This is a genomic window from Streptomyces sp. NPDC096205 (assembly GCF_044763135.1).
GTDB lineage: Bacteria > Actinomycetota > Actinomycetes > Streptomycetales > Streptomycetaceae > Streptomyces.
Window position 1 is genome coordinate 402788 of record NZ_JBIWFS010000005.1, and the last position, 12309, is coordinate 415096.

General features: G+C 72.6%; 12 protein-coding genes. 11 read left to right on the forward strand and 1 reads right to left on the reverse strand.

Going from position 1 to position 12309, the window contains the following annotated elements:
* The 11 genes from ACIQ6Y_RS20990 to ACIQ6Y_RS21040 are packed head-to-tail and all read left to right on the forward strand — an operon-like array spanning nt 1 to nt 11530.
* Nucleotides 1-1209, forward strand: a complete 1209-nt coding sequence (locus ACIQ6Y_RS20990; protein WP_404040984.1) for a glycosyltransferase — start codon at nt 1-3, stop codon at nt 1207-1209.
* Nucleotides 1206-2441 (forward strand): methyltransferase domain-containing protein, encoded by a 1236-nt coding sequence (locus ACIQ6Y_RS20995; protein WP_404040986.1) that lies wholly within the window; start codon nt 1206-1208, stop codon nt 2439-2441. Before ACIQ6Y_RS20990 ends, ACIQ6Y_RS20995 begins: the two co-directional genes overlap by 4 nt.
* On the forward strand, nt 2438-3232 hold the full coding sequence (locus ACIQ6Y_RS21000) for a glucose-1-phosphate cytidylyltransferase (protein ID WP_404040989.1): 795 nt from the start codon (nt 2438-2440) through the stop codon (nt 3230-3232). Before ACIQ6Y_RS20995 ends, ACIQ6Y_RS21000 begins: the two co-directional genes overlap by 4 nt.
* Nucleotides 3229-3876, forward strand: coding sequence for a PIG-L deacetylase family protein (locus tag ACIQ6Y_RS21005; protein ID WP_404040992.1), 648 nt, complete (start codon nt 3229-3231; stop codon nt 3874-3876). The genes ACIQ6Y_RS21000 and ACIQ6Y_RS21005 overlap by 4 nt, the downstream gene beginning before the upstream one ends.
* Before the next feature lie 3 nt (nt 3877-3879).
* On the forward strand, nt 3880-4905 hold the full coding sequence (locus tag ACIQ6Y_RS21010; RefSeq protein ID WP_404040994.1) for an NAD-dependent epimerase/dehydratase family protein: 1026 nt from the start codon (nt 3880-3882) through the stop codon (nt 4903-4905).
* Complete coding sequence (locus tag ACIQ6Y_RS21015) at nt 4893-6182, forward strand: DUF4910 domain-containing protein (RefSeq protein ID WP_404040997.1); 1290 nt, start codon at nt 4893-4895, stop codon at nt 6180-6182. The genes ACIQ6Y_RS21010 and ACIQ6Y_RS21015 overlap by 13 nt, the downstream gene beginning before the upstream one ends.
* 5 nt (nt 6183-6187) lie before the next feature.
* Nucleotides 6188-7486, forward strand: a complete 1299-nt coding sequence (locus ACIQ6Y_RS21020) for a hypothetical protein (protein WP_404041000.1) — start codon at nt 6188-6190, stop codon at nt 7484-7486.
* Complete coding sequence (locus ACIQ6Y_RS21025; RefSeq protein ID WP_404041003.1) at nt 7483-8430, forward strand: glycosyltransferase family 2 protein; 948 nt, start codon at nt 7483-7485, stop codon at nt 8428-8430. The genes ACIQ6Y_RS21020 and ACIQ6Y_RS21025 overlap by 4 nt, the downstream gene beginning before the upstream one ends.
* A complete protein-coding gene (locus ACIQ6Y_RS21030; RefSeq protein ID WP_404041005.1) occupies nt 8427-9650 on the forward strand; it encodes a polysaccharide pyruvyl transferase family protein in 1224 nt (407 codons plus the stop codon). Before ACIQ6Y_RS21025 ends, ACIQ6Y_RS21030 begins: the two co-directional genes overlap by 4 nt.
* Nucleotides 9647-10198 carry a dTDP-4-dehydrorhamnose 3,5-epimerase gene (gene rfbC, locus ACIQ6Y_RS21035; protein WP_404041008.1) on the forward strand — a complete coding sequence of 184 codons (552 nt, stop codon included), beginning with the start codon at nt 9647-9649 and terminating at the stop codon, nt 10196-10198. Before ACIQ6Y_RS21030 ends, rfbC begins: the two co-directional genes overlap by 4 nt.
* 6 nt (nt 10199-10204) lie before the next feature.
* On the forward strand, nt 10205-11530 hold the full coding sequence (locus ACIQ6Y_RS21040) for a glutamate-1-semialdehyde 2,1-aminomutase (protein ID WP_404041011.1): 1326 nt from the start codon (nt 10205-10207) through the stop codon (nt 11528-11530).
* A gap of 17 nt (nt 11531-11547) precedes the next feature.
* Here ACIQ6Y_RS21040 and ACIQ6Y_RS21045 read toward each other — a convergent pair whose 3' ends face one another.
* Complete coding sequence (locus tag ACIQ6Y_RS21045; protein WP_404041014.1) at nt 11548-12186, reverse strand: phosphatase PAP2 family protein; 639 nt, start codon at nt 12184-12186, stop codon at nt 11548-11550.
* Nucleotides 12187-12309 lie beyond the last annotated feature (123 nt).

Sequence of the window (12309 nt, forward strand, 5' to 3'; positions counted from 1 at the left end):
ATGCACGTCCTCGTGGTGCACAACCGCTACGCCTCGGCGCAGCCGAGCGGGGAGAACAAGGTCGTCGACCAGGAGGTGGCGCTGCTGCGTGCGGCCGGCCACCGGGTCGAGGTGTTCGAGCGGCGCAGCGACGACATCGCCGCCCGGTCCCTGCTCGGCAAGGTGGCCGTGCCTCTGCTCGTGCCGTGGAACCCTGCGGTCCGCACGGAGCTCGCCGCCCGGCTGCGCGCCGAGCGGCCGGACGTGGTGCACGTCCACAACGTGTTCCCGCTGCTGTCGCCCGCGGTGCTGGCCGCCTGCGCCGACGCCGGGGTGCCCGCCGTGGCCACGCTGCACAACTACACCCAGGTCTGCCCGCCCGGCACGCTGCAGCGGGACGGCCGGCCGTGCACCGAGTGCGTGGGGTCGACGCCGCTGCCCGCGGTCCGGCACGGCTGCTACCGCGGCTCCCGCCTGGCGTCGGTGCCGCTCGCGGTCAGCCTGTCGGTCAACCGGCGGCGGTGGTGGTCCGGCGTGGAGCGGTTCCTCTGCATCTCCGCGGCCCAGCGCGACGTCCTGGTGCGGTCCGGCATGCCGGCCGAACGCCTGGCGGTGAAGCACAACTTCGTGCCCGACCCGGACACTCGCCGAGTCGGCACGGGTGAGCAACTGCTCTACCTCGGCCGGCTCGCCGAGGCCAAGGGCGTACGGCTGCTCATGGCCGCGTGGGACGAGATCGCCGCCGACGGCGGTGTGGGCGTGCCGCTCGTGATCGCCGGCGCGGGGCCGTTGGAGCGAGAGGTGGCCGCCTGGGCGGACGGCCGGGACGACGTGCGCTGCGTCGGCCTGCTGGACCCGGCACAGTGCCGTGAGGCCATCGCGCGGTCGGTCGCCGTGGTGGCTCCCTCGACCTGGCTGGAGGCGTTCGGCCTGGTGGTCGTGGAGGCGATGGCGGCGGGGGTCCCGGCCGTCGCCGCCGGTCACGGGGCCTTCGTCGAGCTCGTCGAGGACGGGGTGACCGGGCTGCTGCACACGCCGGGCGATTCCGCCTCGCTCGCGTCCCGCATACGCCGGATCGCGGCCGAGCCGGACCTGGGCCGGGAGATGGGCCAGGCGGCCCGGCTCCGTTACGAACAGGGTTTCAGCCCGGCTGTCGGGCTGGAGCGCCTGGTGGAGGAGTACCGCACCGCGATCGCGGCTCGGACGGAATCAATGGGGGGCAGTAGATGACACGATGCCGACTCTGCGGCTCGGAGGCGATGGCGAGCGTCGTCGACCTCGGGGCGACACCGCCATGTGAGAGCTTTCTCGCCGCGGACCAACTGGACCGGCCGGAGCCGGCCTACCCGCTGCATCTGCGGGTCTGCACCGACTGCTGGCTCGCGCAGATCCCACCGCTGATCACGCCGGAGGAGACGTTCAAGGAGTACGCGTACTTCTCCTCCTTCTCGACCTCGTGGGTGGAGCACGCGCGCACGTTCGTCGCCGGCGCCGTGCGGCGCCTCGGGCTCGACAGCGACGCCTTCGTGGTCGAGGTCGCGAGCAACGACGGCTACCTGCTGAGGCATGTGGTGGACCGAGGGATCCGCTGCCTGGGCATCGAGCCGTCCGTGAACGTCGGCGCCGCCGCGCGGGACGCGGGTGTGCCCACGGTCACGGAGTTCCTGAGCCCGGACACCGGCGCGGCCGTCCGTGCCGAGCACGGTCCGGCGGACCTGGTCGTGGCCAACAACGTGTACGCGCACATCCCCGACGTGGTCGGGTTCACCCAGGGGCTGCGCGCCCTGGTCGCCGACGACGGCTGGGTCTCCATCGAGGTGCAGCACCTGCTGACGCTGATCGAGGAGAACCAGTACGACACGATCTACCACGAGCACTTCCAGTACTACACGGTCGCGTCCGCGATCCGGGCGCTGGCCAGCGGCGGACTCGCGCTCGTGGACGTCGAGCTGCTGCCCACGCACGGCGGCTCCATCCGGTTGTGGGCCCGGCCGGCCGAGGTGGCGGGCGAGCCGACGCAGCGGGTGGCCGACGTACTGGACCGGGAGAAGGCCGCCGGACTGCAGGAGCTGGCCGGGTACACCGAGTTCTCCGCCCGGGTGGCCAAGGTGCGCCGGGACCTGCTCAAGTTCCTCATCGAGGCGGCCGAGCGCGGCGAGACGGTCGTCGGCTACGGCGCCCCCGGCAAGGGCAACACCCTGCTCAACCACTGCGGCATCCGGCCCGACCTGCTCGCGTACACGGTCGACCGCAACCCGTACAAGCACGGCCGGTACACCCCGGGCACCCGCATCCCGATCCTGCCGCCCGAGCAGATCGCCGCCGACAAGCCGGACTACGTGCTCGTCCTGCCGTGGAACCTGCGGGCGGAGCTGGTCGAGCAGTTGTCCTTCGTGCACGACTGGGGCGGCCGGCTGGTCTTCCCCATTCCGGAACTGAGCATTGTCGAGGTCGAGTCGTGAAGGTCGTTCTGTTCTGCGGCGGTTACGGGATGCGGATGCGCAACGGCGCCTCCGACGACGTGCCCAAGCCGATGGCGATGGTCGGCCCGAGGCCGCTGATCTGGCACGTCATGCGCTACTACGCGCACTTCGGGCACACGGAGTTCATCCTGTGTCTCGGGTACGGGGCGCACCACATCAAGGACTTCTTCCTCAACTACGAGGAGACGACGTCCAACGACTTCGTGCTGCGGGGCGGGCGGACCGAGCTGTTGTCCACCGACATCGCCTCCTGGACGATCACGTTCGTGCAGACCGGCATCGAGTCGCCGATCGGTGAGCGGCTGCGCCGGGTGCGGCACCATCTGGACGGCGACGAGATGTTCCTCGCCAACTACGCCGACGTGCTCACCGACGCCCCGCTGCCGGAGATGATCGACCGGTTCGCCCGGCGCGACGCCGGTGCGTCGATGATGGTGGTGCCGCCGCAGTCGTCGTTCCACTGCGTGGACCTGGGCGACGACGGCCTGGTGGGGGGCATCACCGCGGTGAGCGAACTGCCGCTGTGGGAGAACGGCGGCTACTTCGTGCTGCGCCAGGAGATCTTCGACCACATCCCGGAGAACGGGGACCTGGTCGCCGACGGATGCGGCGAACTCGCCAAGCGCGGGCGGCTGGTGGCGTACCAGCACCGCGGCTTCTGGAAGCCGACCGACACCGTGAAGGAACGGGCCGCGCTCGACGACGCCTACGCGCGGGGCGACCGCCCGTGGGCCGTGTGGGAGCACGACCGTGCGGGAGCGAGGGCGTGATCCGGCTCGGCGCCGGGCGCCTGGACCGGGTCGTCGCGGTGGGCGCGCACTGCGACGACATCGCCATCGGCGCCGGCGGCACCCTGCTGACGCTGTGCCACGCGCGGCCGGGCATCCGCGTCGACGCGCTGGTGCTCTCCGGTGGCGGCAGCGAGCGGGAGCAGGAGGAGCAGGCCGCGCTCGACGCGTTCTGCCCGGGCGCCGACCTGCGGCTGACCGTGCTCAAGCTGCCGGACGGCCGGATGCCGGTGCACTGGGACGAGGCCAAGGCCGCCGTCGAGGAGCTGCGCGAGCGGACCGAGCCGGATCTGATCCTCGCCCCGCGCACCGACGACGCGCACCAGGACCACCGCGGCCTGGCGCAGCTGATACCCACCGCGTTCCGCGACCACCTCGTGCTCGGCTACGAGATCGTCAAGTGGGACGGAGATCTCGGCCGTCCGACCGCGTATCAACCGCTGTCGCCGGAGATCGCCGAGGAGAAGGTGCGGCTGCTGCAGGAGCACTACGCCTCGCAGCGGCACCGGCCCTGGTACGACCGGGAGGCCTTCCTCGGTCTCGCGCGGATCCGCGGCATCGAATGTCACGCGCGCTACGCCGAGGCGTTCGCCGTCACCAAACTCACGCTCACTCTGGGGGGATGAACCTTGCGCGTACTGCTGACCGGACACCAGGGCTACCTGGGCACCGTCATGGCCCCGGTCCTCAAGGCCGCCGGACACGAGGTCGTCGGTCTCGACGCCGGCCTGTTCGCCGACTGCGTGCTGGGCCCGCGGCCCGCGGACCCGCCCGGCCACCGGGTGGACCTGCGCGACGTCACGGCCGAACACGTGGCCGGGGTCGACGCCGTGATCCACCTGGCGGCGCTGTCCAACGACCCGCTGGGCTCACTCGCACCCGAGCTCACCTACGACATCAACCACCACGCGTCCGTACGGCTGGCCCGGCTGGCCCGCGACGCCGGAGTGCAGCGCTTCCTGTACGCCTCGACGTGCTCGGTCTACGGTGCCGCAGGCGGTGACGACCTGGTGACCGAGGACGCCCCGCTGCGCCCGGTGACGCCGTACGCGGAGTCCAAGGTGCGGGTGGAGGACGACCTGCACGCGCTGTCCGACGGCGACTTCAGCCCGGTGTACATGCGCAACGCCACCGCCTTCGGCTACTCGCCCCGGCTGCGCGCCGACATCGTGCTGAACAACCTGGTGGGTCACGCGCTGCTGTCCGGTGAGGTGCTGGTGCTCTCCGACGGCACGCCGTGGCGGCCGCTGGTGCACGCCGCCGACATCGCACGGGCCTTTGCGGCGGCGCTGGTCGCGCCGCGGGAAGCGGTGCACGACCGGGCGTTCAACATCGGCAGCGAGACCAACAACGTGACGGTCGCCGAGATCGCCGGGCAGGTCGCCGAGGCGGTGGCCGGCTCCGAGGTGGTGATCACCGGGGAGACGGGGGCCGATCCGCGGTCGTACCGGGTGGACTTCTCCCGGTTCCGCGCCGCGGTGCCCGGCTTCGACTGCGAGTGGACGGTGAAGCAGGGCGCGCTCGAACTCGCCGACGCCTACCGCGAACACGGGCTGACCCGCGAGGACTTCACACAGCGCTTCACCCGCCTCGCCGTGCTGCGCGCGGCGTCCGAGGCCGGCGCGGTCGATGACACCCTGCGGTGGCGCCGGTGACCACGGACGGCTTCGGCGGGCAGATGTACGCGCTGGTGGAGCGGCTGTACCCGCTGTGCCGCAGCATCACCGGCGACGGGGTGCGCGCCACCTTGGACATCGTCGGCGAGTACGTCCCGCTCCAGGTGCACGAGGTGCCCACCGGGACTCAGGTGCTCGACTGGACGGTGCCGCAGGAGTGGAACATCCGCGACGCGTACATCGCGGACTCCACCGGCCGCCGGGTCGTCGACTTCGCCGCGTCCAGCCTGCATGTGCTCGGCTACAGCGTGCCGGTGTCGGCGACCATGCCCCTGTCCGAGCTGCGCGCACACCTGCACACCCTGCCGGACCACCCGTCCTGGGTGCCGTACCGCACGAGCTACTACAAGCCCGAGTGGGGGTTCTGCCTGGCCCAGGAGACCCTGGGCGCGCTGCCGGACGGCGAGTACGAGGTGCGCATCGACTCCACGCTCGCCGACGGCCATCTCACCTACGCCGAGCACGTGGTCCCCGGGCAGGTCAGCGACGAGGTGATCGTCTCCTGCCATGTCTGCCACCCGTCGCTGGCCAACGACAACCTGGCCGGCATCGCAGTGGCGACCTTCCTGGCCCGGGCACTGGCGGAGCGGACGCCGTACTACACCTACCGGTTCCTGTTCGCGCCCGGCACCATCGGGGCGATCACCTGGCTGGCCCGCAACGCGGAGCGGGTGGAGCGGGTCAAGCACGGGCTTGTGCTGGCCTGCGCGGGCGACCCGGGCTCCTTGACGTACAAGCGCAGCAGGCGCGGCGACGCCGAGATCGACCAGGTGATGCGGCACGTGCTGACCGACTCCGAACGCCCGCACCGGATCACCGAGTTCACTCCGTACGGCTATGACGAGCGGCAGTTCTGCTCGCCGGGGTTCGACCTCGGCGTGGGCTCCCTCAGCCGGACCCCGTACGCCGGTTACCCCGAGTACCACACCTCGGCGGACGACCTGTACTTCGTCTCCCCCGAGGCGATGGCGGACACCCTCGCCGTCTGCCGCGAGGCGTTCGCCGTCCTCGACCGCAACCGGCGGTACGTCAACCTCAGCCCGTACGGCGAACCGCAGCTCGGCCGGCGCGGGCTGTACGACGCGCTCGGCGGGCGCAGCGACACCCAGCAGGCCCAGATGGCCATGCTCTGGGTGCTCAGCCTCTCCGACGGAGAGCACAGTCTGCTGGAGGTCGCCGAGCGGTCCGGGCTGCCGTTCGACACGGTCGCCGCGGCGGCCGACGCCCTGCGCGGCGCGGAACTGATCAAGGCCTGACGCCGATGACCACCGAGGAGGAGAAGCCGCCGGCAACGGCGCCACCGGCCGGGTCCGCCCAGCGGGCCCTCGTGGGCCGGCTGTCCTGGGGACTGGCCGACCAGGCGGTCTCCAGCATGACCAACTTCGCGGTGGGGATCTATGTGGCCCGCTCGCTCGGACTGGCCGCGTTCGGCGTGTTCAGCCTCGCCTGGGTGACCTACGGCGTGGTGCTCAACGTCTCCCGCGGGCTGGCCACCGACCCGCTCGTGGTGCGCTTCAGCGGCGTGCCGGACGCGTCCTGGCGCGGGGCGGTGGCCCGGTCCTCGGGTACCGCACTCGGTGTCGGGGTTGCCATCGGCGCGGCCTGCCTGGTGGCCGGGCCGGCCCTCGGCGGCCGGGTGGGGCCCGCGTTCGTCTGCCTCGGCGTCATGCTGCCGGGGCTGCTGCTCCAGGACGCCTGGCGGTTCTCGTTCTTCGCCGCCGGCGCCGGGCGGAAGGCGTTCGTCAACGACGTCGTGTGGGGCGTCGCGCTCGTCCCGGCCCTGGTCGTGGCGGCCCACGTGGGCAGCGTGGCCGCCTTCGTGCTCGCCTGGGGCGCGTCCGCCACGGTGGCCGCGGCGTACGGCTGCGTCCAGTCGGGCATCCGGCCCCGGCCGGCCGGGGCGCGCGGATGGCTGCGCGAACAGCGCGACCTCGGCTACCGGTACCTGGTCGAGAACACGTGCCTCAGCGGCGCGAGCCAGCTGCGGGCGTACGGGCTCGGTGCGATCGTCGGGGTCGGCGCCGTGGGCGCGGTGCGCGGCGCCGAGCTGCTGCTCGGCCCGTTCCTCGCCGTGCTGATGGGCCTTTCGCTGGTCACCGTCCCGGAGGCGGCAAGGGTGCTGCGGCAGGCCCCGCACCGCCTCGGCGCGTTCTGCCTCCTGCTGGGCGGCGGGCAGGCCGGCGCCGCGCTGCTCTGGGGCGGGGCGCTGCTGCTGATGCCGGACCGGCTCGGCGAGCTGGTGCTCGGCGGCGTCTGGCACTCCGCCTCGCAGCTCATCATGCCGGTCACCCTCGGTGTCGCGGGCGCCGGCCTCGGCACCGGCGCGGCGGCCGGGCTGCGCGCGCTGGGCGCGGCCCGGCGCAGTCTGCGCTCCCAACTGTTCGCCTCCGTCGCTTACGTCGGCGGCGGGCTCGGCGGGGCGGCCGTCGCCGGCACGGTCGGCTCGGCCTGGGGCGTCGCCGCCGCGACCGTCGGCGGCTCGGCCGTGTGGTGGCTGCAGTTGCGGTCCGCCCTGCGCGAGCACCGCCAGAACTCCATCCCCGAAGTGAGGACCCCATGACCGCCCATCCCAGGCTGAGCATCGGCCTGCCCGTGTACAACGGCGAGGAGTACCTGGCCGAGTCGCTCGACGCCCTGCTCGGCCAGACGTACGAGGACTTCGAGCTGGTCGTCTCCGACAACGCCTCGACCGACGGGACCGAGGAGATCTGCCGCAAGTACGCCGCGCAGGACGCGCGCATCCGGTACATCAGGCTGCCCCGCAACATCGGCGCCACCCCGAACCACAACTACGTGTTCACCGAGAGCCGCGGCGAGCTGTTCAAGTGGGCCTCGCACGACGACCTGTACGCCCGGGACCTGCTGCGGCGCTGCGTCGAGGCGCTGGACGAGCGGCCGGACGTGATCCTCGCGCACGCCGACCAGGCCGTCATCGACGGCGACGGCCAGGTGAAGGTGCCGTACGAGTACACGCTCGCCACCGGCTCGCCGCACGCGCCGGAGCGCTTCCGCAGCCTGCTGTTCGAGCCCGGCGGGGACGACTTCTACGGGGTGATCCGGGCCGACGTGCTGCGCCGGGTGAAGCCGATGGACAGCTACCACCACGCGGACCGCACGTACGTCGCCGAGATCGTCCTGCACGGGCCCTTCCACCAGGTGCCGGAGCTGCTGTACTTCCGCCGCGACCACCCGACCCGCGCCGAGCGCGCGAACCCGTCCAAGCGTTCCCGGTGCGTCAACCTGGACCCGCGCCGGGCGGGCGCGCTGCATCCGACGCCCCGGCTGCTCGCCGAGTACGTCTGGGGGTTCGTCTCGGCGGTCCGGCGGGCGCCGCTGTCCCCCGCCGACCGGCGCGCGTGCTACCGCCACCTGGCCGCGTGGATGACCAGCCGGGTCCGGCCGGGCGCCGGTGAGCGGGTCGAGGACCGCGCCCCGGTCGACCCGGCCGAGCTCACCGTCTCCGTCGACGCCCTGGTAGCCGGCCGTGAGGGGAGGCAGGCGTGAGCGGCGTCCGCGTCGGGGTGTTCGGGCTGCTGGGCTCGGGCAACCTCGGCAACGACGGGTCGCTCGAAGCCGTCCTCGGGTACCTCCGCGACGCCCACCCGGAGGCGGTCGTCGACGCGCTGTGCGGCGGACCCGAGGTCGTCACGGCCCGGTACGGCATCCCCGCGACACGGATGCACTGGTACCGCGGCGAGTACCGGACCGCCTCGCGAGCCGGCGCGATCGCGGGCAAGGGTCTGGGCAAACTCGTCGACGCGTTCCGCACCGCTGCCTGGGTGCGCCGGCACGACGTGGTGATCGTGCCGGGCATGGGCGTCCTGGAGGCCACGCTGCCGCTGCGGCCGTGGGGTTTCCCGTACGCGCTGTTCCTGCTGTGCGCGAGTGGCCGGCTGTTCGGCACGCGGGTCGCGCTGGTCGGTGTCGGCGCCGCCCCGATCGGCAACCGGCCGACCCGGGCCCTGGTGCGCTGGTCGGCGCGGCTGGCCGCGTACCGGTCGTACCGGGACGCCCCGTCCCGCGACGCGCTGCGGGAGATGGGCGTCGACACCGCGCGCGACGAGGTCTACCCGGACCTGGCGTTCTCCCTGCCGGCACCGCAGGCGAGCGCCCCCTCCGGGCCGCCGGGCCAGGTCTGCGTCGGCGTCATGGACTTCCACGGCGGCAACGACGACCGCGCGCGGGCCGAGGAGATCCACCGGCGCTACCTCGACGGGACGATCCGGTTCGTCCGCGCGCTGGTCGAGGACGGCCGGCCGGTCCGGCTGCTCACCGGCGACCAGGTCGACGCGGCGGTGGTCGCCGCGATCCTCGACGCGGTGGACTCAGCCCTGGTCACCGCCGCCGAGGCGGCCTCGCTGGCCGACCTGATGAAGGAGACGGCGGCGGCCGACACCGTGGTGGCGATCCGCTACCACAACCTGATCTGCGCGCTGAAGGCCGGCACTCCGACGCTCGCGGTCAGCTACGCGAGGAAGAGCGACGCGCTCATGGACCGGATGGGCCTCGGCGCATACTGCCACCCGGCCCGCGAGGTCGACGCCGACCGGCTGCTGGAGCAGTTCCGGGAGCTGGAGCGGCGATCGGCCGACCTGCGGCGGACCCTCACCGAGCGGAACCTGGCCGCTGTGCGGCAACTCCAGGACCAGTTCGCCGCGTTGACAGCCGTCCTGTATCCGGCGACCGACCGTACCCGAGCCCACGCCCTGCGGGAGACTCCATGAAAGCGACCGAAGTCCCGGAGATCGCCGGGGCGTACCTGTTCCGGCCGACGCCGTACGCCGACGAACGCGGCTTCTTCTGCCGCACCTTCGACGCCGACGTGGTCCGCTCGGTAGGCCTCGACCCGGACGCCTTCGTCCAGGACAGCGTCTCCCGCTCGGTCCGGGGCGTGCTGCGCGGCCTGCATCTGCGCTCCGGCGCAGGCGAGGCCAAGCTGGTGCGGTGCTCGTACGGGAAGATCTTCGACGTCGTCGTGGACCTGCGGCCGGACTCGCCGACCTACCTGGGCTGGGCCTCCTTCGAGCTGTCCGACGAGACGCAGCTGAGCCTCTACATCCCGGCGGGGTGCGCGCACGGCTTCCAGGCGCTGACCGACACCGCCGACACGTCGTACCGGATCGACCGCCCGCACGATCCGGCCGAGGACGTGACGATCGCCTTCGACGACCCGGAGCTCGCCATCGCCTGGCCGCTGCCGGTCACATCGATGTCCCAGCGGGACCGGGAGGCACCGGGCCTCGCTCAGGTTCTGAAGCAATTGGAGAGGTGAGTCGGCGTGGACTACTCAGGCGAAGAGTTCCAACTGCCCCGGTCCCGGCTGGCGAACGAGCGGCTGCACGCCCTGATCCCCGGGGGCGCGCACACCTACGCCAAGGGCGACGACCAGTACCCCGAGAACCTGGCCCCGGTCATCAGCCACGGCCGCGGCGCCCACGTCTGGGACGTCGACGGCAACCGCTACATCGAGTACGGCTCCGGCCTGCGCTCGGTCAGCCTCGGCCATGCCCACCCGCGCGTGACCGAGGCGGTGCGACGGGAGATCGACCGCGGCAGCAACTTCGTCCGGCCGTCCATCGTGGAGTTGGAAGCCGCGGAACGCTTCCTGGCCACCGTGCCGACCGCCGAGATGGTGAAGTTCGCGAAGAACGGCTCCGACGCCACGACGGCGGCGGTACGCCTGGCCCGCGCGGCCACGGGACGCACCCGGGTGGCGCTCTGCGCCGACCACCCGTTCTTCTCGGTCGACGACTGGTTCATCGGCACGACACCGATGTCGGCGGGAATCCCGGCCACGGACCTGACGGTGACGTTCCCGTACGGAGATCTGCCCGCCACGGAGGAGCTGCTCACCCGCTACCAGGGCGAGATCGCCTGCCTGATCCTCGAACCCGCCACCCACACCGAGCCGCCGCCCGGCTACCTCGCGGGGCTGCGCGAACTCGCGGACCAGCATGGCTGCGTCCTGGTCTTCGACGAGATGATCACCGGCTTCCGCTGGTCCGAGGCGGGCGCCCAGGGCCTGTACGGCGTCGTCCCCGACCTCTCCACGTTCGGCAAGGCGCTCGGCAACGGGTTCGCCGTCTCCGCGCTGGCGGGCCGCCGCGACCTGATGGAGCGGGGCGGGCTGCGTCACTCGGACGACCGGGTGTTCCTCCTCTCCACCACGCACGGCGCGGAGACGCACTCCCTGGCAGCCGCGATGGCCGTGCAGACCGCGTACGTCGAGGAGGGCATCACCGCCCGGCTGCACGCCCTCGGCGAGCGGTTGGCCGCCGGTGTCCGCGACGCCGCGGCGAGCATGGGCGTCGGCGACCATGTCGTCGTCCGGGGCCGGGCCAGCAACCTGGTCTTCGCCACCCTCGACGAGAACCTGCAGCCGTCGCAGGAGTACCGCACCCTGTTCCTGCGCCGGCTCCTCGCGGGCGGGGTGCTGGCCCCGTCGTTCGTGGTGAGCAGCGCCCTCGGCGACGCCGACATCGAGCTCACCGTCGACGTGGTCGCGCAGGCGTGTGCCGTGTACCGCAAGGCACTGGACGCCGGTGACCCGGCCCCTTGGCTGGCCGGACGCCCGGTGAAGCCGGTGTTCCGCCGCCTGGCATGAGGTGAGGTGAGGTGAGGTCAGCGGGGCTTGCGCAGACGGCCGTCGGCCACCCGGTCGACGAGCCAGGCCGTCACGGGAACCAACGCCAGCGCGGTACACCAGCCGCCCAGGACGTCGGTCGGATAGTGCGCGCCCAGAGCGACCTGCGCCCAGCCCATGGCGGCACCGGCAGCCACCGCCGCACCCAGCACGAGAAGCGTGCCGGCCGCCCTGCCGAGACCGAGCCGGCCGGTCGCGAGCAGCGCCACCACGAGGGCGAGCGCGGTGGCGAACGCGGTGTGCCCGCTTGGATAGGAGAGGTTGTCGTCGCCGTGGATGGTGCGTCCCACCAGGTGCTTGAGCACCGTGGTCGCCCCCACGGCCAGGCCTGGCCCGGCGACCCCTGACACCGCCGCTCGAGGCCACCGAAGCAGCAGACAGCCCATCACGACACCCGCGACCAGCACCGCCGCTCCCACGGGCTCCCCCAGGAAGTCCGTACCCAACGCGACACCCCGCCACGGCGGCCCCACACTGTCCGCCGTCGGCTCCTGGATCCACCTGTCCACCCTGCCGGGCTCGCCGTGGCCGGCGTACACGACGCCGAGTACCACGACCAGCAGTGCGGCGAGCGCCCCGATCAGGCCGAGGGACGCGCGCAGCGACCGGGGGAACACCGGGGGGACTTGCGGCTTGTGCCGGCGCCACTCCCCCAACGCGCCCCCGTCATATCGTCCGTCGCCCTGGTCACGGGCATCGAAATCAGTGTCTGCTCGCCAGCCTAACCAACAACGCGGTCG

Coding starts and splice junctions, on each gene's coding strand:
- ACIQ6Y_RS20990 (WP_404040984.1), top strand. CDS start 1: ATGCACGTCCTCGTGGTGCACAACCGCTACGCCTCGGCGCAGCCGAGC.
- ACIQ6Y_RS20995 (WP_404040986.1), top strand. CDS start 1,206: ATGACACGATGCCGACTCTGCGGCTCGGAGGCGATGGCGAGCGTCGTC.
- ACIQ6Y_RS21020 (WP_404041000.1), top strand. CDS start 6,188: ATGACCACCGAGGAGGAGAAGCCGCCGGCAACGGCGCCACCGGCCGGG.
- ACIQ6Y_RS21025 (WP_404041003.1), top strand. CDS start 7,483: ATGACCGCCCATCCCAGGCTGAGCATCGGCCTGCCCGTGTACAACGGC.
- rfbC (WP_404041008.1), top strand. CDS start 9,647: ATGAAAGCGACCGAAGTCCCGGAGATCGCCGGGGCGTACCTGTTCCGG.